At 71.2% G+C, this 18,579-nt stretch carries 15 protein-coding genes and 1 riboswitch; all 15 genes read right to left on the bottom strand.

The window, feature by feature from the left end; genetic code table 11:
• Positions 1-669: a class I SAM-dependent methyltransferase gene (locus KHC19_RS06535; protein WP_213351545.1), complete on the bottom strand. Its 669-nt coding sequence runs from the start codon at positions 667-669 to the stop codon at positions 1-3.
• The gene (locus KHC19_RS06530; protein ID WP_213351544.1) at positions 666-1,460 is read right to left on the bottom strand and encodes an ABC transporter ATP-binding protein; all 795 of its coding nucleotides are present in this window, start codon (positions 1,458-1,460) and stop codon (positions 666-668) included. The genes KHC19_RS06535 and KHC19_RS06530 overlap by 4 nt, the downstream gene beginning before the upstream one ends.
• Positions 1,457-2,494, bottom strand: coding sequence for a FecCD family ABC transporter permease (locus tag KHC19_RS06525; RefSeq protein WP_213351543.1), 1,038 nt, complete (start codon positions 2,492-2,494; stop codon positions 1,457-1,459). The genes KHC19_RS06530 and KHC19_RS06525 overlap by 4 nt, the downstream gene beginning before the upstream one ends.
• Positions 2,491-3,546, bottom strand: a complete 1,056-nt coding sequence (locus KHC19_RS06520; RefSeq protein WP_213351542.1) for an ABC transporter substrate-binding protein — start codon at positions 3,544-3,546, stop codon at positions 2,491-2,493. The genes KHC19_RS06525 and KHC19_RS06520 overlap by 4 nt, the downstream gene beginning before the upstream one ends.
• A gap of 108 nt (positions 3,547-3,654) precedes the next feature.
• A riboswitch (cobalamin riboswitch) is annotated at positions 3,655-3,889 on the bottom strand.
• A gap of 188 nt (positions 3,890-4,077) precedes the next feature.
• Positions 4,078-4,989, bottom strand: coding sequence for a DUF6734 family protein (locus KHC19_RS06515; protein ID WP_213351541.1), 912 nt, complete (start codon positions 4,987-4,989; stop codon positions 4,078-4,080).
• Positions 4,986-7,643 (bottom strand): DUF6519 domain-containing protein, encoded by a 2,658-nt coding sequence (locus tag KHC19_RS06510; protein WP_213351540.1) that lies wholly within the window; start codon positions 7,641-7,643, stop codon positions 4,986-4,988. The genes KHC19_RS06515 and KHC19_RS06510 overlap by 4 nt, the downstream gene beginning before the upstream one ends.
• A gap of 44 nt (positions 7,644-7,687) precedes the next feature.
• A complete protein-coding gene (locus KHC19_RS06505; protein WP_213351539.1) occupies positions 7,688-9,844 on the bottom strand; it encodes a hypothetical protein in 2,157 nt (718 codons plus the stop codon).
• A complete protein-coding gene (locus tag KHC19_RS06500; RefSeq protein ID WP_213351538.1) occupies positions 9,841-12,567 on the bottom strand; it encodes a baseplate J/gp47 family protein in 2,727 nt (908 codons plus the stop codon). The genes KHC19_RS06505 and KHC19_RS06500 overlap by 4 nt, the downstream gene beginning before the upstream one ends.
• Positions 12,564-15,164 (bottom strand): putative baseplate assembly protein, encoded by a 2,601-nt coding sequence (locus tag KHC19_RS06495; RefSeq protein WP_213351537.1) that lies wholly within the window; start codon positions 15,162-15,164, stop codon positions 12,564-12,566. The genes KHC19_RS06500 and KHC19_RS06495 overlap by 4 nt, the downstream gene beginning before the upstream one ends.
• On the bottom strand, positions 15,161-15,526 hold the full coding sequence (locus KHC19_RS06490) for a GPW/gp25 family protein (RefSeq protein ID WP_213351536.1): 366 nt from the start codon (positions 15,524-15,526) through the stop codon (positions 15,161-15,163). The genes KHC19_RS06495 and KHC19_RS06490 overlap by 4 nt, the downstream gene beginning before the upstream one ends.
• A 2-nt stretch (positions 15,527-15,528) precedes the next feature.
• Positions 15,529-15,852 (bottom strand): hypothetical protein, encoded by a 324-nt coding sequence (locus tag KHC19_RS06485; RefSeq protein ID WP_213351535.1) that lies wholly within the window; start codon positions 15,850-15,852, stop codon positions 15,529-15,531.
• A gap of 12 nt (positions 15,853-15,864) precedes the next feature.
• Positions 15,865-16,380, bottom strand: a complete 516-nt coding sequence (locus tag KHC19_RS06480; protein ID WP_213351534.1) for a phage baseplate assembly protein V — start codon at positions 16,378-16,380, stop codon at positions 15,865-15,867.
• Complete coding sequence (locus KHC19_RS06475; protein ID WP_213351533.1) at positions 16,377-17,510, bottom strand: hypothetical protein; 1,134 nt, start codon at positions 17,508-17,510, stop codon at positions 16,377-16,379. The genes KHC19_RS06480 and KHC19_RS06475 overlap by 4 nt, the downstream gene beginning before the upstream one ends.
• Positions 17,511-17,514: 4 nt before the next feature.
• Positions 17,515-17,877, bottom strand: coding sequence for a LysM peptidoglycan-binding domain-containing protein (locus KHC19_RS06470; RefSeq protein ID WP_213351532.1), 363 nt, complete (start codon positions 17,875-17,877; stop codon positions 17,515-17,517).
• Positions 17,874-18,530, bottom strand: a complete 657-nt coding sequence (locus KHC19_RS06465; protein ID WP_213351531.1) for a hypothetical protein — start codon at positions 18,528-18,530, stop codon at positions 17,874-17,876. Before KHC19_RS06465 ends, KHC19_RS06470 begins: the two co-directional genes overlap by 4 nt.
• Positions 18,531-18,579 lie beyond the last annotated feature (49 nt).

The raw sequence follows: 18,579 nt of genomic DNA, 5'->3' as shown, positions 1-18,579 counted from the left end.
TCATGCCCGGGTCGCGCCGAGCACGAAGACCGGCACCTCGCCGGGATAGGGCGAGGCGGCGAACAGATGCTGCCAGCTGCGGAAGGCGGTGAAGCCGGCATCGGCGAGCATCCGCCGCGCCATCTCCTCGGTGAGGCCGTCATGGAGCGGAAGCCGGTCGGCGACATCGGCCGGGTAGGTGGAGCGATAGCGCGGCGCCACCGACCATAGCCCGTCCGACACCACGACAAGGCCGCCGGGCCGCAGCAGGCGATGCGCGAGACGCAGCGCCTCCATCGGCCGTTCCAGCGTCCAGAGCACGTTGCGCAGGGTGACGATGTCGGCGACGGCCTCCTCTGCCGCGATGTCGCGGAGTTGCGCGACCTCGAAGCCGATCTCGACGCCCGCCGCCTCGGCGGCCCGCCGCGCCGCGGCGATCATTTCCGGCGAGGCGTCGAAGGCCCGCACCCGATGGCCGAGTTCGGCGGCGATGACGGCGCAGGCGCCGGTGCCGCAGCCGAGATCGACCACGTCCCGGGGGCGGTCGGCCTGGAAGGCGGCTTCCAGCACCCGCCGCCATAGGTCGCGCTGCGCGACATGCGAGGCGACGCCGTCGAACAGCGGCGCGCGGGCGCTCCAATGCGCGGTCACGGCGGCCTGAAGTTCATCGGATCCGTTGGCGCTGCTCACCGGCTGTCTCCCTGTTGATGATCGACGACATATTCGACGTGGCGGTGTCCGCCGGTGCCCTCGCAGATCCTCACCTCCACCTCGAACACCCGGCGGATCAGCTCCGGCGTCAGAACCTTGGCGGGGGCGCCGCAGGCCACCAGCCGGCCCTCGTGCAGCACGCCGATGCGGTCGCAGAACAGCGAGGCGAGGTTGAGGTCGTGCAGGGCCACGATGCAGGTCAGCCCGAGGCGGCGGATCAGCGCCAGGATCGAGAGCTGGTGGCGGATGTCGAGATGATTGGTCGGCTCGTCGAGGATGAGCTCGCGCGGGTCCTGCGCCAGCGCGCGGGCGATGTGGACGCGCTGGCGCTCGCCGCCCGACAGCGTGTGCCATGGCTGGTGATGGCGCTCGGCCAGCCCCACGCGGGTCAATGCCGCCTCCACCGCCTGCTCGTCCGCCGCGTTCCACGAGGCGAAGGCGGAGCGGTGCGGCGTGCGCCCCAGCCGCACCACGTCGCACACGGTGAGGTGGACATCCGTGGTCGCCTGCTGCTCGACGAAGGCGAGGCGCCGCGCGAGGTCGCGGCGCGGCAGGCCGGCGATGTCGGCGCCGTCGAGCGTCACCACGCCGCTCGCCACCTTGCGCAGCCGGCACAGCAGCCGCAGCAGGCTCGACTTGCCGGATCCGTTCGGCCCGATCAGCCCGAGGATGCGGTTGGGTTCGGCGGCGAGGGTGACGCCGTCGATGATCATGCGGCCATCCGCCTCCCAGCGGACGTCGTGCGCGGCAAGTGTTACGGCATCCGTCATGAGCTCCGCCTCGCGCGATAGAGGATCAGCGCGAAGGCCGGCGCGCCGAACAGGGCGGTGACGATGCCGATGGGCAGGATCTGCTGCGGCACCAGGATGCGCGAGAGGATGTCGGCGAGGATCATGAAGATGCCGCCGATCACCAGGCAGGCCGGCAGCAGCCGCGCATGGCCCGGCCCGACCAGGAAGCGCGCCGCATGCGGGATCACCAGCCCGACGAAGCCGATGGTGCCGACGATGGCGACCATGGTGGCGGTGAGCAGCGCCGTCGTCGCCAGCAGCACCAGCCGCACGCGGGCGACGGCGATGCCGAGCGAGGCGGCGGCGTCCACGCCGAAGGCGAAGGCGTCGAGCGCCTTGGCGTTGATCATGCAGATGAGGAAGCCGATCAGCGCCACCGGCGTCGCCACCCACAGGTCGGGCCAGCGCACGCCGCCGAAATTGCCGAGCAGCCAGAACATCACCCCGCGCGCCTGTTCGGCGCTGGCCAGCGTGGTGACGATGGTGGCGGTCGCGGCATTGAACAGCTGCGAGCCGGCGACGCCGGCGAGGATCACCCGGTCGCTGGAGCCGCCGGCGCCGGCCGCCAGCAGCGCCACCAGCGCCAGCGCCGCCACCGAGCCGAGAAAGGCGCCGCCGGACAGGCCGAGCGTGGCGCCGCCGAAGCCGAGGATCATCACGCAGACCGCGCCGGTGGAGGCGCCGGCCGAGACGCCCAGCAGGTAGGGCTCGGCCAGCGGGTTGCGCAGCAGCGCCTGCAGGATGGCGCCGGAAATGGCGAGCGCGCCGCCGCACAGCGCCGCCATCAGCGCCCGGCTCAGCCGGTAGTCGAAGATCACCCCCTGCTGGATGGCGCCCACCGGCAGATCGAGCCCGAACAGGCCGTTGCCGAGCGCGCGGAGCGCGACCGGCAGCGGGATCGCCATCTCGCCGACCGTCACCGCCAGCGCGACGGCGAGGGTCAGCGCGACGAGCGCGGCGAGGGCGAGCGCGATCCGCGCCGGCCAGTTGGGCGAGACGGCGGCGTGGGTCAATTGACGAGCCCGAAGCCGTCGACCGCCCTGGCGATCGCCTCGATGCCGTCGATGGCGTCCATGCCCGGCCGGGTGGCGCCGACATCCACCACCACGATCCGCTTGTTGCGCACGGCGGAGAGCTGGCTGGCCACCGGGTCGGTGGCGAGGAAATTCAGCTTCGCCTCGACGGAGTCGGCCGGGAAGCGGCGGCGGTCCATCCTCACGATCACCAGCACGTCGGGATCGGCGCCGGCGACGGTCTCCCAGCCCACCAGCGGCCATTCCTCGTTGGTGGTGACGATGTTGCGCGCCCCGAGCTTCGACATCAGATAGGCCGGCACGCCGTTACGGCCCGCCAGGAAGGCGTCGCCCTTGATGTCCTTGCTGGAGAACCACACCGCCATCGAGACGTTCTTGCCCTTCAGCCCGGCGACGGAGCGGATCGCGGCCTCCTCGCGCTGCGTCAGTTCCGCCACCAGCGCCTCGGCGCGGTCGGAGACGTCGAAGATGGCGCCATAGTCGCGGATGTTCCGGTAGAGCAGCTCCATCGAATACATCTGCGTGCGCACCCCGTCGCCGGCGCCGCTATTGTCCTTGCCGACGCAATCGGTGGGCGAGACATAGACCGGCACCTTCACGCCCTCGAAGCGGTCGCGCTTGCCGACGATGCCGTTCGGCCCGATGTGCCACTCATACATCGCGGTCACGAAGTCCGGCTCCTGCGCCACCACCGCCTCGAAGCTGGGGTCGTTGTCGGCGAGCCGCTTCACCTTGGCGTTCACCGCCTCATAGGGCTTGGCGACCGGGCTGAACCACACCGCCGTGCCGACGAGGCGGTCGCCGAGACCGAGCGCGTAGAGGATCTCCGTCTGCGCCTGCCCGAGGCTCACCACCCGCCGGGGCGCGTGGTCGATGACGACGGAGGCGCCGCAATTCTCCAGCGTCAGCGGATAGCGCGTCGGCTCCGCCGCGGCGGAGCCGGCAAGGCCGATCCCGGCCAGGAGGCCGAGCGCCAGCGCCAGGCCGCGCCTGTGACGCGCCGTGGAAGGATCGAGGAATGTCTTGAGCATGTGATTCACCGCTTCCCTTAAGGAAGACGGGAAGCGCAAAGGGAACCGTGCATCGGCGGACCAGCCTGTCCGCGCCCGACCGGCAACCTTCGGAGCACCCCGCCCGAAAGATGGTTGGCGATCAGGGCAGGTCTCCTGGCTCGCGGGTCGACGCTGGCTCTGCCCGGCCTTCCCGAGGCCTTGTGCAATGCGTGCCGCAATGCAGGGCCTCAGTGGACGATGGGCAGAGGGCTCGCCGCTTACAGTTGCGGGGGCAGCCCCGGCTTCGGCGCGAGGCGCCTCACCGGATTCCCTCTTAGCTTCGGATGCGAACACCCGAAGAACCATGATCGCCATCGACGATAGACATGCCCGACGCTTCGTCAAGTCGTCGATCTCGCGACGCATCGCACGGTTCCCGCTGCCGCGCGGCGGGAGCGCCGCGCCTGATCCATGTCTCCTCTATCGTGAATGATATAATGTATCAATATAGCGGCAGCGCTTTTCCACGCCCCGGATCCCGGCCGAATCCCGGCCCGGATCCCGGCCGGGTCAGGCTGCCGGCCACCCCTCCGGCCGGTCCGCGAGGAAGTCGTCGAGACGCCGGTACTGCTCGGGAAAATGCTGCGCCACCGCCTGTTCCAGCTGGAGCGAGAGCTCCGGGTCGCGCTTGGAATCGGCGGCGAGGTGGGTGTAGCCATGCGCATTGGCGCGAGCCAGGGCGTCGTCATGGCTGTCGAACAGATGCGCCATGACGACATCGGCGAAGGGCGAGCCGGCCTGTCCCCGGTGATAGGCGAGGCAGGCCGACAGCATCAGCTGCTCGAAGGTCACGAAGTCCTGGTCGCGCCGCGGCCGCCGCGCCCAGACGCTCTGGTTCGCCGGGTGCTCGATGAAGTCGATCGCCCGCTGCGCGTAGTAGCGCATGAAGTCGACCCGGTTGCCGCCGACGATGCCGCAATTCTCGGCCCGCAATTCGCCGCCGAACGGCATGTAGTGCTCGAATTCCTCCGGCATCCAGCCGCCATGCCGGCGAATGTCGTATTCGATGCTTTCCGGCCGGTAATAGGACGCGCCGTAGGGCGAGATCTCCGGGTTCTGCGCGAACACCGCCTGCCGCACCAGCGCCTCCGGCAGCGGTTCCCACAGGAACACGTCATTGTCGATGTGCACATAGGGGCGGTCCTGCTCGATCTGCGCGTAGAGCTTGCCGATCGCCCACCAGTCGGGATCGTGCGCGTCGAGCGCATTGAGTCCGAGGCTGACCGTGCCGAAGCGCAGCCCCAGCGCATCCACCAGCACCGCGGCGGCCGCGTCGTCGGCGACCAGGCAGGTGTCGCCGTAATGCCGGCTGGCGAGCTCGACCGACAGCACCCAGGCCAGCAGATGATGCCGCGGGGTGAGCCAGCCGGCCCGCCGCTGCGCCTTCAGCGGCTTGGTCCAGAGCGACCACACCGCCCTCATCGCTCGATCCGTTCCATGGTGCGGGCGCCGGCCACCAGCCGCCCGAAGCCGATGCCGGGGAAGCCGCCATAGCTGCCATAGCCGGAGCGGTAGCCGTAATAGGCCGAGGTCGGCGGCGTGAGCCAGAACCAGGTTTCGAAATCCGGCTCGGGGGCGGGCAGGGCGGAGACGCTGCTGCGCTCCCGCGTCAGCTCCAGCAGCGAGCGCTTCACCACCAGCCGCGCCAGCAGCCGAGAATTGAGCCCGGCCGGCACCAGCGTCGTCGGCACGTCGCTGCCATAGATCACCTGCAGCCGGGTAAAGCGCGCCGTGCCGGTGCCGGTGGTGAGCAGGCCGACGCGGCTGTCGGGATGGAGCCGCAGCACATTGGGGAAGGCGATATCCGCCCGCTCCGTACGCCCCCCGGCGAACAGGGCGGTGCAGCCGAATTGCAGCCGCCGCCCGGTCTGCTTGATGTCGAGGGTGATGTGGCGTGGATCGGCGAAATTGCCCGGAAGCGTCACGTCGAGCTGGCTGTCGGGAACCACCTGCCCGCCCTTGATCTGGGCATGCGACACCACGAAGGTCGGCGTGGCGCCGCTGAAGCCCACCGGCACCCACACCTCGCGGGCGACGAACAGCGAGAAGTCGTTCGGGGAAAGCCAGTTATAGACCACCCCGACGCCGCCGTTCAGCGAATCCTCGCAGGTCACGCCGATATAGCCGGCGTCCTCCTTGAGCCGGTGCCGGTGCACCGCCATGGTCGGCAGGGCGCCGATCTGCGGCGTGTTGGAGGTTCCCGCCAGCGGCTGCGTCTGCACCACGCTGTTGCCGGCCCCCACCGCCCAGCGGGAGGCCGGCCCGCCATTGTCGAACACCTCGAACTCGCGCTCGAAGCGGACATTGCCGAGCCGCGGCACGTCCTTCTGCACGAGATCGCGGAGGAAGGACACGGTCTGCGCATAGGGCCGCCAGTTCAGCACGCCGTCGCCCGCCAGCGCGATCTCCGCCGGCAGCACCACCGGCTGGTAGGCCACCACGCCGCCGCCACCGGCCGTGGCATAGGGCGCCGGCAGCCGGTAGGGGATCTCGGTGGTGACGTGCAGCGAGCCGTCATTGACGCTGTCGGCGTCGACGCTGTCGTGCAGCAGCACGTTCAGCCCCTCGGCCAGCAGGTTCACCGGGATTTCCTGCCCGGCGCGGATCGGACGGCTGCGGCCATCCGCGTCCACATGCAGCGCCGTGGCAACCCGGATCCGTCCGGCGGCCGGGTTGAACAGCGGCCGCAGGTCGATTGCCTCGCCGGCGGCGATCAGCGCCAGCGGCACGCTGTGGCGGTGCACGCCGCGCGGCGGGGCCTGGTCGAGCACCTCCACCGAGGCGTCGATGCTGCGCGCGGCGAAGGTCCAGTAGTCGCCTGTGCGGAAGCGTCCGCCCGCCTCGGCGAGGCCGAACGCCACGCGGATGCCGCTCTCCAGCGCCACGACGAGGCTGCCCGGCGTCGGGATCGGAATGGCGCCGCCGGCGCCGGCCGCGTCGAGGTCGACCACCACGCCGCCGCCCGCGTCGCGCACGATGCCGGCCTGGTCCCAGCGGCGCAGGCGGGTGCGGCGCGCCTCGAGCGTGTCGCCGTCGACGCCGCTCGGCAGCAGTTCCGCCGGCACCGGCGTGCCGAAGCTGATGCGCCGGCTCTCATGGTCGACATCGGCGATCTTCAGGAGCACGCCGGGCCGGCCGGCGAAGTCGCGACGGTCGTCGGTCAGTTCCACCCATTGGCCGGGATCGAAGCCCAGCACGGCGTCGCGCCCGGTCGAGGCCACGCGCAGCAGGGTGTTGGAGATCACCTCGTCGACCGTGGTCGCCACGGTGCCGTTGTCACGCGACCATTTGAAGGTCGCGACGCCGGGAGGGCCGCCTTCGTGCACCTCCACCCGGTAGAGCTGGTTCTCCAGCCCGCCATAGCCGCCGGCGGTGGCGATGAGGCAGGGATTGGTCGGCTGGACGCCGGGATCGAGCTGCGTGCTCAGCCGGCCGGCGGGCAGGCGCGGCTGTTCCACGCGCTGCCACAGCGCCGTGGCGGCCTGCACGAGGTTGGCGCCCACATTCGCCAGCACCCGCACCTGCCAGACCGTCTGCAGCCGCGTGGTGGTGTCGACGCCGCCCAGCGCCTTCTCCAGCAATCCGGGGTCCTCGATCGCCGTCACCTCGCGCTGCCAGGCGTCGAGATAGACGAGGTGAGGGCCGTTGCCGGCCGGCAGCGGGTCCGGCGCCGGCCAGTAGGGCTGCGCGGCATAGTCGAGCGTATCCGGGCCGAGGGTCTCGCCGAGCACGCCCCGGGTGCTGCGCCCGTCCGCCCCCAGGGAGGAGAGGTCGAAGGCCGGCGGGGTGCTGTCATGGTTCTCCGCCAGCAGGCCGGCGACATAGAGGCGCCCGCGCCCGATGCGGAGGTTCGGCTGCCCGGCGGTCGTGCCGAGGGTGATGCGGAAGCCGTCGAGGGTCTCGCGCGGCACGCCCTGGCGCCCGAGGCTGTCCACGGTCTGGGCGCGCAGGCGGCGCTCGACGATCTCGGCCTGCTCGTTCCAGTCCGAATCGAGGCCGACGCGGCCCTGCTGGAGGCGCACGAGGCTGAAATGCCGCCCTGCGTCGAAGCTGTTCCGACTATAGTCGCCGCTCATGGCATCCCCCCGATGACGTATGGCCCGCCAGCCGTCGTCCCGCTTCAGCTCTCGTAGAACAGCCCGGCCTCGAGGCCGAACCGCAGATATTCCTCGACGCGCACCTTCAGGTTGGTCTCGCGCTGCGATTGGTAGAGGGCGTGGAACGCCCCCATCTCCGCCTCGTCGTCGGCGCCGGTGCGGATCTGCGCCGGGCACCGCGTGGCGAGCTGGCCATAGCCGGGACGGCCGTAGCGCAGCGAGGTGAAGCGCGGCTTCAGCCAGGCGAGCACGCCGGCGCGGATGGCGGCGGCCTGCGCGTCGGAGAGCTCGGCGCCGGTCTCGCGCTGGCGCCGTTCGAGCGCGTCGGCGACTTCCTGGTCCGGCTGGCAGCGATAGCGCCGCGGCGTCGCCGAGGCCGGCGGCACATAGGAAAAGCGCACGCATCCCTGCTGCAGCCGCTCGGCCCGCACCGGCACCGGCGAGGTGTCCGGGCCGGGCTCGGCGATCACCACGGCGTTGCTGACCAGTGCGAACGCCTCGGCGAACATCCCGCCGACCACGGTGGAAGCGGTCAGGGTCAACCTGCCGCCCGGCGTCCCCGCCACCGGCCCGCCATAGGCGAGCCCGGTGGTGGCGGTCGCGTCGACGAGGCTGTCGGCGATGCCGGCCTGCGACAGCGTCGAGACGCGCAGTCCGCCGACGATCGAGCGCTCGATGGAAATGTCGGTGCCGGCGATGTCGGCGATCAGGCTCGCCGCCGCGCCTGCCGGGGTGCCGTCGGCGGCCAGGGTGCGGCCGGGCACCAGCGTGGTGTCGCGGATGACGAGGCGCCGCAGCCCGGTAACGCGGTCATCCGTCAGCACCAGCGCGCCGCCGGCGATCAGCAGCCCGTCGAGCACCAGCGAGGCTTCGGCGGCGGGGTCGTTCACCGTCACCGCGAGGTCGCCGGCGAGCGCCAGCACCGGCCGGCGCTCATTGGCGGCGCGCAGGATCACCGTGCCGCCGGCCGGCACCGTGATCGCCGGCGTCTCGGCATAGGTGCGGTTGTCGGCGATCTCGACCACGCCGCCGGTCGCGGCGACGAGGTCCAGCGCCGCCTGCAGGCTCGCCTGGTCGCCGGGAGCCTCGGAGACGCGAACCACCGTCAGGCCGGCGGCATCGGCGGCCGCGCCGCGCTCATATTGCCCGCCGCCCATCGGCCCGCTGAAGCCGTGATGGAAGCTCACCCGCCATTCGGTGCCGGCCGCCGGCGCGTCGCGCAGCAGCATACGGCCCAGCACCGGGTCGATGGCCACCGGCCGCGACGGGCCGGCGAACGACCAGTCGCCGCCCGGCCGGTCCGACAGGTTGCACACCTCGATATCGTCAGCGGCGAGGGGAGCGAAGGCCTCGCCCGGCGCCGCCCGCGTCTCGATCAGCAGGCTCCGGTTGGCGCCGTAATAGCGCTCCAACCGCCGTTCCGGCTCCCCGGCATCGCGCGCCGCCAGCACCCGGCGGCTGATCGGCGCGGGCACGTTGAGCGGCGTCGCCAGATGGGCGATGCCCGGCTCGGTCTGCGGGTTGGTGAACAGCGGCATGTCGATGCCGAGCGGGTTGAAGCGCAGGCGCCGGGCGTCGAGCCGCGCCGGCACCGCCCGCTCCAGCGGAAAGGCGTCGAGCCGCCAGAGGAACAGCCCGACATTGGGAATGTTGTGCCGCCCGCGCCCACGCGCGATCGAGCGCATGTCGACGCCGTGCGGCAGCCGGTCGAAGGCGGTGCCACGGCGCTCCATTCCCTCCCAGTCCCGCAGATTGGCGGTGAGCGGCGCATGGGGGCGCAGATGGTTGAGATATTGCGTGGCGACGAGCCGCTCGAAGAACTCGACGACATGGGCGCGCCAGCCGGTCACGTCCCGGGCCAGTTCCTCCAGCACGCTCGCCGTGCCCTTGCGGCGGCGATAGGCGATGGTGTTGGCCACCTCCGCCCGCGGGCTCGATACCGTCGGGACCACGCCGTGCAGAGTGCGGTAGCCGATCAGCCCGCCAATATAGGGGGCGACCCAGTCGGCGCAGGTCTCGATGAACTGGTCGTCATAGAGCTGGTCGAGATCCTCCTCGATCACCGCCGCTTCTTCGGCGAGCACGGCGATCAGGTCGCGCAGCGCGCCCTCCTGGTCGGCGTCGCGCAGCCGGTAGATCGCCGGCAGCAGCTCGTAGATGGTGCGGGCGTCGAAACTCATGGCAGCACCTCCAGCCGGTCGAACGGCTCGGCGGCGAGCATGAGCAGCTCGGCGCCGTCCACTCCGCCATCGGGACGCCGCGTCGCGGAGGCGGCCGCCAGCCGGGCGTGGCGCTCGGGCGTGTCGTCGGGGGCGCGCGTCCGGTAGAGGCGATCGACGATGACCGCCTCGACGCCGGGAACCGCGGCGGCGGCGGCGAACACCTCGCTCAGGTGCAGCGGCTGGCCCAGGCGGCGCGCCTCGAAGCCGAAGGTCTCCCGCATCCGGGCGGCGAGCGCCGCCAGCACCGCCTCGCTGCGTCGCTTCGGGTCGACCTTGACCCGCAGCGACAGCCGCACCTCCACGGGCCGGAAGCCGCCGGCATCGAGGGCGACGAAGGGATCTCCGTCGCCGCGCAGCGCCTGCAGCATGTCCTCCACCGCGACAGGCAGGCCATCGGCGCCGGCGACGGTGAGGAAGACGCGGCGCGCCCGGCCGTCCCAGAGCAGCGCCGCCTGTGCCTTGGCGATGCCGGCGAAGCTGCGGGCATGGTCCTCATAGTCGCGCAGCGACACGGTGCGTCCCAGCGTCAGCACGCTGGCGGGCACATTGGAGCGTGCCTCGTCCATCCGCTCCGGGTCCTGCGCCCCCTCGGCGGCCAGCGGGTTGGTCACCGCCTTGACGCCGAGCGGGCGGGAGGCGAGCAGGCTCAGCTGGTTCTCGCGCACCAGCCCTTCCAGCCCGGATCCCTTGCGATAGCTCGCCACCACATTGTCGCGGCCGGTCGGCAGCCGTGCGCCGGCAAGGCCGTCGCCGAACTCGACCAGGGTGCTGCCGTCATCGGCGAGGCGCGTGGCATAGACCCGCTCGCGCGGCCCGTGGCCGTACAGATAGGGCACCTCGTCCCACAGCACGTCGTTGACGCGCACCGCCAGCGTCGATTGCCGTCCTTCGCCCTGCGCGGTGCGCACATGCGTCAGCGGCGGCTGGCGCAGGGTGAAGCGCTGGAAGGTGGCGGCGGCGTCGCCGGCGCCGAGGATATCGCTGGCGCTCTCGCCATGCGTCGCCCGCGCCACATTGGCCAGCACCTCCAGCGAGGTGCGGTCATAGGCATGGGTTAGCGGCTTGCCGAACCGCAGCCGGCTATGCGTCGGGTCTTCCGCCTCCACCGCGTCGAGCGTCACCACCTCGGCGACGAGCGGGTCGTCCTTGCCCGCCGGGAGGAAGGCGAGGGGGCGCGTCATGGCGCCGATATCCACCGTCCCCTCGCGCCCGCCCGGGCTCGCCAGGCTCCAGCGCAGGCTCCCGCCGGCGAGCGCCACCGGAGGCGCCGCCACGGTGAGCGTCTCGCCGGCAGCCACCGCGAAGGTCTCGCCGGGCCGCGCGACATCGGCAAGGGTGAGGCGGTCGTTGAGACGCACCCGTGGCCGCTTGCCGCGCAGGATCAGCCGGCGGCCGGCCGGCAGCCCGTCGGCAAGGGCGTCCAGCACCACCGTCTCGCCCCAGACCGGCTCGACGACCGGCGCATCGGCGAGAGCCAATGGCTCGGCTTGCGCGTGGACCGCCGTCGAGCGGTAATTTTCGGCATCGAAATCGTCGAGCCCGGTGGAGGTGTCGAGGCGCAGCCGGGTGGACTTGCCGCTGACGAGATATTGGGTCCAGCCGCCCTCCGCCGCCGCCTCGACGCGATAGAGGGCCGTGGCATCCGGGCCGGCAAGCACCAGCCAGCTGCCGGGCACGATGCCGGGATAGGCATTGTCGAGACGCAGCGTCGCGTTGCTGATGGCGAACGGCCAGTCGTCGGTCGCCAGCTGGTGGGAAAAGTTCGACTTGAGATGTTCCGGGTGCAGCGCCGAGGGATGCGGGGCGTTATAGGCGAACAGCGCCGCCCGCTGGCGCATCACGAACAGCGACAGCTCGGCATCCGGCCCGAGCGCCGACACCCAGGCGCCGAGGCCGCGATCCAGCGTGACGGCGGTGCGTTCCGCCGCCGCGTCAGTCTCCACGGCGATGATGGTGCGCAGCTCCCAGCTGGTGCGGCTCGCCGCGGATGCCAGATGCCGGTCGGCCAGCAGCACCACGTCGCCGGCGCGCAGCGAGAGGGCCGCCCCCTTCAGGAAGGCGATGCGGTCGCCGCTGCGCAGCCGGTGCCGCACGGTCTGCCGTGCCTTGAGGGCGTTCCACGCCACGCGGCCGGTGATCGCCTCCACCGTCTCGAAGCTCTGGCTGCGCTCGCCGGGGCCGGGAATGCTCTGCACCTTGGAGCCGGCGGGGATGGCGGTCTCCGCCACCGCCTGCTCCGGCGCCCCCGGCGCGGGCTCGAGGGTGAAGGCGAGGTCCACCGAGGCGGCGAGGCCCGGCCGCCGGCGATAGCCGACCAGCCGGGCCAGCTCGGTGATCGAGAGGGTTTCGCCGGCGGTCGGCAGGAAGGCCTCGTTGGCGAGGCGTTCCTGGTAGAAGCTCAGCACGTCGCAGACGGTGGCCCAGCTGTCGATCAGCGCGATGGCGAAGTCGTCGTCGGCGCGGGTGGCGAGCCGCCCGAGCGCCGGAAAGCGCGGCGAGGACAGCAGCGCCAGCATCGCCTGCTTGAATTCGGCATGGGTGCCGGCGCGGTAGGCAATGGCGGGCTGGCCCGGCGGGTTGTGGCGTGTCGCCGGCAGCGCGGCGCCGGTACCGCCGCAGCAGCCGCAATCGTCGGCACCGGCGGGCAGCGTGGCATCGCCGACGATGATGTCGTCGCTCATTTGCCGCCTCCGATGCTGAGGCGCAGCACGCCGCGCTCGGGGAAATTACGGTCGTTGTCGAGCCGGGCGATCTCCAGCCGCCCGAGCTCCAGCCGGCTGTCGTCCAGCGCCCGGCGGCTCGGCTGGCCCTGGCGATGGAACCGCGTCACCTCCACCGAGACGACGCCGGGCACCGCCTGCGCCGCCGCGTGGATGGCGCTGAGATAGATGGGCTGGGCGAAGGTGAGGTTGTCGGGATGGAACAGGCCCCGCCGGCCGTCGCGCAGCGTCCGGCTGCCGAGCGCCTCCAGGAGCGCGGCGCGGATATTGGCGCGGAAATAATCCGGGGCCACCTCCACCTGAAGGTCCAGCTCCAGCGGCACGAAGCGCGGGGAATCGATCTCCACGTCGTAGCCGGCCATGCGGAAGGCCTCCAGCCGGTCGCGCAGGCGGGTCTCGAAGGCTTCCGTCACCGCGGCGCCGCCGATACGGTCCACGGTGACGAAGGCGGTGTGCCAGCTGCCGGTCCAGCGGAAGGTCGCCGCCGCCCGCTGCACGCCCTCCTGCCGCTCGGCGAGCGTGGCGTAGTCCGCCGGGGTGACGGCGCGCTGCAGGGTGCGGAAGGCGAAGGGCGCCTTCTGCCGCGCCTCTTCCAGGCTTTCGGGGTCGGTGCCGCCGCGTGCCGGCAGCGGGTTGGAGGCGCCGGCGACGCGGCCATCGTCGCTCACCACATGCACCAGCGCGCCGGCACCGACATTGCCGGCCCGTCCCTGGCCGATGCGGTAGGTGGCGGTGAAGGCGCTGCCGGGTTGCGGCCGCATGCCGTGGCGGTCGTCGCCGAAGCGCAGCCGCACCTCGCCATCGGCCTCGACCTCGGCCACGAAGTGACGGTCGGCGGGCCCGCTCCCCAGCAGGTCCGGTCGCGCCTCCCAGCGCGGCATCTCCGGGGCGGTGATGTCGGTGAGGGTGATCGCCGGCTGGAACTCGACGGCGGACATCGCCCCGGACGCTGCCGCGGCCGGCATGACTTCGCTAGTACCGTGGGTGAGCGGACGCTCGCCCAGCATCGGGCGGAAGCGTGGCGGCACCGCCTGCCGCAGCGGCGGCGTGCAGCAGCCGGCGGCCCTGCTCACCGTGAAGAGGTGCGGCTGCGGCACGGCGCCGAGCGGCTCGTCCCGGATGGTGAAGCCGTGGTCGGCGAGCACGATATTGCCGCGCGCCATGCTGACATCCGCCACCGCCACCTCGCCGTGATCGGCATCGGTGCGCGAGGAGATGCACAGCGGGAAGGGCAGGGCGTCCTCCTCGTGCCAGCGGATCTCGGTGATGGCCTCACCGGTCACCTCATCGGTCAGCGGCGAGGGCGGGTCGGCCGGGTTCGCTTTCGGCGCGAAGGCGCGCACGGCGGTGAGGCGCACCGCATGCCGCATGGCGGGGTCGGCATCCTCCGCGCGCCCGGTCAGCGGCCCCAGCACCTCCTCGAAGACGAGCACCTTGCCCGGCTCGCCTTCCGCGCTGGCGAGGTTCGGGAAATGCCCGCGCAATGTCGCGCGCACCGCTCCCTTCGGCAGGCGGCAGGCGCTGTCGCTCCAGGTGTAGAAGGGCATGAGGTGGTGGGAGGTGAACAGCCGCAGCGGATGCAGCGTCTCGAACACGGTGGGGCTCTGGCGCAGCGCCAGTTCCAGCGGTGCCAGCCGCCCCGGGACAGGGTTGGAAAGCGGGATGCGCCCGCCGCTGCCGGTGATCTGCGTCAGCAGCATGGAGGCCTGCGGGACGAGGATCGGCAATCCCGGCTGGTCGTCATCGGCATCGGCAGAGACCAGCAATTGCACGAAGGCGCGGGCATTGCTGCCCTCATGCAGGCGATAGTCCACCAGCCGCGCATGACGCCGCACCGAGACGCGCCGCCGCGCCGTGCCGAGATAGGCCTCGGTGGCGACGGCATCCTGCCGGTAGCTCAGATGGTCGGCGACATAGGCGAGCGTCTCCACCAGGGCGACGCCGAGATCGGCGGCACTGCGGTCGCGCCAGTCCGGCATGAGCCGCGACAGCCGGTCGAGCATCAGCCGGCGGAAGCTCGCATAGTCCTTGGCGAGATAATCGATCTCCGGTGCCTCGCCGGGATCGGGCGAGCAATCGTGATCGTCGCGGCAGTCGAAATCGCTCGGGCATTCCACCTTGAACGAGAAGTCGATGCTGGCCAGCGGCGGGTCGAAAGTCGCTGGCGGCAAGGGGTCGGTGCGGGAGCGGACGAAGCGCAGCCGATAGGCGGAGTAGTCGCCGGCGGCATCGGTGCGCACCACGAGCGTGGCCGCGGGTTCCGGCAGGCCGGCGAAGAAGGCCGCGTCTTCCGCGCCGAGGTCGGCCGGCGGGATCGCATTGGCCGGATGCGCCCAGAGCACGCGGATGGCGGTGACGCGCTCGCCGCCCTCGATCACCACATTCTCGGCGCCGAGCCCCGCCGGCGGCGGCCGCAGCAGCCGCACCAAAAGGGTGCGCTGGCGCGGCGTCGCGGCCGGCGCGGCGCGGTCGAGCACCTCGAGGAAATCGATGCCGTTCAGCGTGCTGTCCTGGAACACGCGATCACGGCGGTCCTCGTTGCAGCAGGTGTAGATCATGGCGCCGGCACCTCCCGCACGAAGTCGGCGGCGGCGCGCTGCTGGGTCCGGCGATTGAGATAGGCGATGCGCACGGTGAGCCGGGCGTCTTCGGCCTCGATCTCCACCGCATCGACCACGATGAGGTCGCCGAGCCATTGCTGCAGCGCGCCCTGCACCAGGAACTGCACGGTGGCGGCGAGCTCCTGGCTGTTCGGCGCGAAGACGAGCTGCAGCACGCCGCTGCCGAAATCCGGCCGGTTCACCCGCTCGCCCGGCGCGGTGAACAGCACCTGCTCGATCTGCTGGCGGATATGCTCGTCGTCCCCGGCCTGCGCCGTGCGCGCCCGCCCGTCGAAATGGAAGGGATAGGCGAGGTGCATGGCTAGCTCCCCATCACCCGCGTCTGCATCGCCACCGGCATCAGCGGGGTGCCGGTGGGGGCGCAGACCGATTGGCTGTCCTGCAGCAGCACCGGCTGGCCGAGGGCGGTGACCCGCAGCGCCGCGGTGACGAACTGGCCGGTGACGCACGGCCCGTTGCCGGCCGGTGGCGGCGGCATGGCGCAACCGGCGACGAGATAGGGGCTGGCGATGGTCACCACCGGCTGGCCGCTGACCAGCACCCGCGGCACCGGCGTCGCCGGCTGCGCCTGTCCGCCATGCGAGCACAGCACGGTGGCGCCGACATGCAGGAGAAAGCCAGGCATTCCCGTCTCCTCTCAGATCACCGTGAGCGCGCCGTTGTTGATGGTGACGGACGGCCCCACCATGACGAGGCTCGCCCCCTTGCCGTTCTGGATGTAGATGCCGGTGTCGTTGACGATCAGCGTCGCGCCGGTGGCGCTCTTGATCATGATGCCGCCGGTCGGGCCGGGCACGTCGTTGATGGTGAGCCCGTTCTGCAGCGTGGTCTGCAGGGTGATGCCGGGCACGGCGGGCGGCACCATGCGCGCCAGCACCGGCACCTCGGCGCCGCTGCCCCAATAGCCGCCGACCCAGATCGGATGGTCCGGGTCGCCCTTCTCGAACTCCACCCAGACGCCGGAGCCGATCACCGGCACGGCGAACATGCCCATCTGCATGCCGGCCACCGGCAGGCAGGGCATCGCCCAGCTCGACAGCATGACATTGGAGACGTCGGGCACGATGAGCTGGATGCGGCCCATCATCATCGGGTCGACATTGTTGATGCAGGTGCCGCGATACTTGCCGAGGAAGCGGGTTTCGTCGGTCATGCGGCCACCTGCGGCAATGTGGAGACGACGCCGTTGCGGGCGAGCTCGAAGGATTGCTTGTATTGCCCGCGCGCGATCTCGTGGGTGACGCGGGAGACGTAGTAGAGGCCGTCAAAGGCGAGGCCGGCACCGCGCAGCCCGACCAGCCGCCGCGACTTCAGCACCTGCCCGTAGCGCAGCACGTCGAGGCTGCCGCTGGCGAACACGCAGTCGCTGTGCTGCGAGGCATAGGCGATGCCGCGCATCAGCGCCGCCAGCGGCGAGAGCTGGGTGGTGTCGTTCATCAGCGTGATCTTGGGCGGCAGCGGCGGCACCGCCCCGAGCGGCGGGTTCAGCGGCGTGACATCGGGAATGGGGATCGGGATCGGCGCCTTGCTGAGGGGTTCCTGGATGAACACCACCGGCATCTCCTTGCGCTCCTTGTCGAAGCGGAAGCTCAGTTGCTCGACATTGGTGTGGGCGTCCATGTCGATGCTCAACGCCGGCTGCGGCGGGCCGACGCGGATTTCCGGCCCCCAATAGGCGACGCTGGTGCCCGGTGCCGGCCCCGGCTCGACATAGAAGACATGCCCGCATTGCCGTGCCAGCTGCCTGACGTAGTCGAGGTCCTTGCCCTTCTGCACCGGGATGCGGTCGGTCGGCAGCGGAATGTCCTCGACCACGCTGGGTATGGTCAGCGGCATCAGGCCCAGCCAGGCATATTTGGCGATGATCAGCGCCACGCGGGCGACCGGCGGCATCGCCGGGTAGGGCAGGCCGGAGAAATCGATATAGCCCATGACGGTGCTGAGATCCTTGCCCTGCACCTTCAGCGTCGACGGCCCGCCCCCGGAACCCGGCTCGACCTGGTGATGCGTCATCACCCCGTCGATCAGCACGTTGGGCGTGCCGTTGATCGTCGCCACCACGATCACCCGCACCAGCGGAATGGAGGCGCCGCCGGACACCAGGAACAGCGTGGCGAGCGGCGAGCGGCGGTCGAGCGCGAAGGTGAGGTCGAAGCCGCTCTGGGTGTCTCCCGCGGCGCTCGTCACCTGCACCGAGGTGAGGGCGTCGAGCACCTCGCGCGGCACCGGCACCGGGACCCCGGGACCGATCATCAGCGTGAGATGGATGCCCTGGATCCGCATCGCGTCACTCCCCGAACGGTCCGGGGATGCCCTCGGGCAGCGTGATGCGCAGCCGGCGGCCGAGCGTCTCCACCAGTTCGTCCGGCCGGATGGCACCGTTGGCGTCGCACAACGCCCAGAACCGCTCGGGATCGCCGAGATAGCGGGCGGCGAGGCGGTCGAGCCGGTCCCCCTGCGTGACGCTGTGCTCCTGGAGCAGCGCGAAGCGCTCCGGCGGCGGCACGAGCCGGCGGGCCAGATAGACGGTGACGCTGCCGTCCGGCGCGGTCAGCCGGCGGGTGGGCACATCGTGATAGCGGCTGTTCGGCGGGAAGTCGGTGCTCTTCAGCACGCCGACCTGAAACAGCGCCTGCACCGGGTCGCTCATGGCAAGCCTCCAATGCCGAGCAGGCCGAGGCTGCCGCCGGCGGCCTTCGCCGCCATCTGCTCCTTGGCCTGCAGGTAGCTCATGAACAGGCTGCCGCCGCGATGGGCGAAGCCGAGATCGTCGACGCTCAGCACCCTCATGCCGAGGCTGACCTTGGCGCGGATCGGGTTCAGGGCGGCGTCGAAGGCCTCCTCGGTGACGCTGAACTCGGTGATCCGCACCGGCACGATGCGGTTCTTGCTCCAGATGAACAGGGTGAGCGGGGTCTCCATCGGCGCGATCTCCAGCGTGCCGCTGCCCGCCCGCGCATGGTTGGCCTGGAGCTGGCCGCTGGTCGGGTAGACCATGGTCTCCAGCGCCGCGAGCTGTGGGAACACCCCGAAGGCGGTCGCCACCGGATTGGACTGCGGGAATTCGAGCTGGTCGGTGGCGTCGATCTCGGCGTCGATCTTGATGGTCTCGACGGCGGGCCCTTTCAGCCGCAGCGCTTCCGAGCGCTGGCCGTTCTCGCCGGTACCCTGCACCTGCAGGCTGCGGCTGACGCTTTCGGGATTGTACTGCAGCGTGATGACCCGCTGCACCGCCGCGCCCTCCGTCGCGACCTGCACGATGCCGCCCTTGATCAGCTTCGGCGAATTCGGAAAGGAGGTCATCGCTCCGCTCGTCCTGCATGCTTGCCCGCCGGCAGATGACGGCCCGTGA

Source organism: Ancylobacter oerskovii (assembly GCF_018390555.1).
Classification (GTDB): domain Bacteria; phylum Pseudomonadota; class Alphaproteobacteria; order Rhizobiales; family Xanthobacteraceae; genus Ancylobacter; species Ancylobacter oerskovii.
The sequence above is the reverse complement of the archived record's forward strand: the minus strand, read 5'-3'. Positions and strand labels throughout refer to the sequence as shown.

Coding starts and splice junctions, on each gene's coding strand:
- KHC19_RS06480 (WP_213351534.1), bottom strand. CDS start 16,380: ATGACCGACGAAACCCGCTTCCTCGGCAAGTATCGCGGCACCTGCATC.
- KHC19_RS06475 (WP_213351533.1), bottom strand. CDS start 17,510: ATGCGGATCCAGGGCATCCATCTCACGCTGATGATCGGTCCCGGGGTC.
- KHC19_RS06485 (WP_213351535.1), bottom strand. CDS start 15,852: ATGCCTGGCTTTCTCCTGCATGTCGGCGCCACCGTGCTGTGCTCGCAT.
- KHC19_RS06505 (WP_213351539.1), bottom strand. CDS start 9,844: ATGAGTTTCGACGCCCGCACCATCTACGAGCTGCTGCCGGCGATCTAC.
- KHC19_RS06470 (WP_213351532.1), bottom strand. CDS start 17,877: ATGAGCGACCCGGTGCAGGCGCTGTTTCAGGTCGGCGTGCTGAAGAGC.
- KHC19_RS06515 (WP_213351541.1), bottom strand. CDS start 4,989: ATGAGGGCGGTGTGGTCGCTCTGGACCAAGCCGCTGAAGGCGCAGCGG.
- KHC19_RS06495 (WP_213351537.1), bottom strand. CDS start 15,164: ATGATCTACACCTGCTGCAACGAGGACCGCCGTGATCGCGTGTTCCAG.
- KHC19_RS06465 (WP_213351531.1), bottom strand. CDS start 18,530: ATGACCTCCTTTCCGAATTCGCCGAAGCTGATCAAGGGCGGCATCGTG.
- KHC19_RS06510 (WP_213351540.1), bottom strand. CDS start 7,643: ATGAGCGGCGACTATAGTCGGAACAGCTTCGACGCAGGGCGGCATTTC.
- KHC19_RS06520 (WP_213351542.1), bottom strand. CDS start 3,546: ATGCTCAAGACATTCCTCGATCCTTCCACGGCGCGTCACAGGCGCGGC.
- KHC19_RS06500 (WP_213351538.1), bottom strand. CDS start 12,567: ATGAGCGACGACATCATCGTCGGCGATGCCACGCTGCCCGCCGGTGCC.
- KHC19_RS06490 (WP_213351536.1), bottom strand. CDS start 15,526: ATGCACCTCGCCTATCCCTTCCATTTCGACGGGCGGGCGCGCACGGCG.
- KHC19_RS06530 (WP_213351544.1), bottom strand. CDS start 1,460: ATGACGGATGCCGTAACACTTGCCGCGCACGACGTCCGCTGGGAGGCG.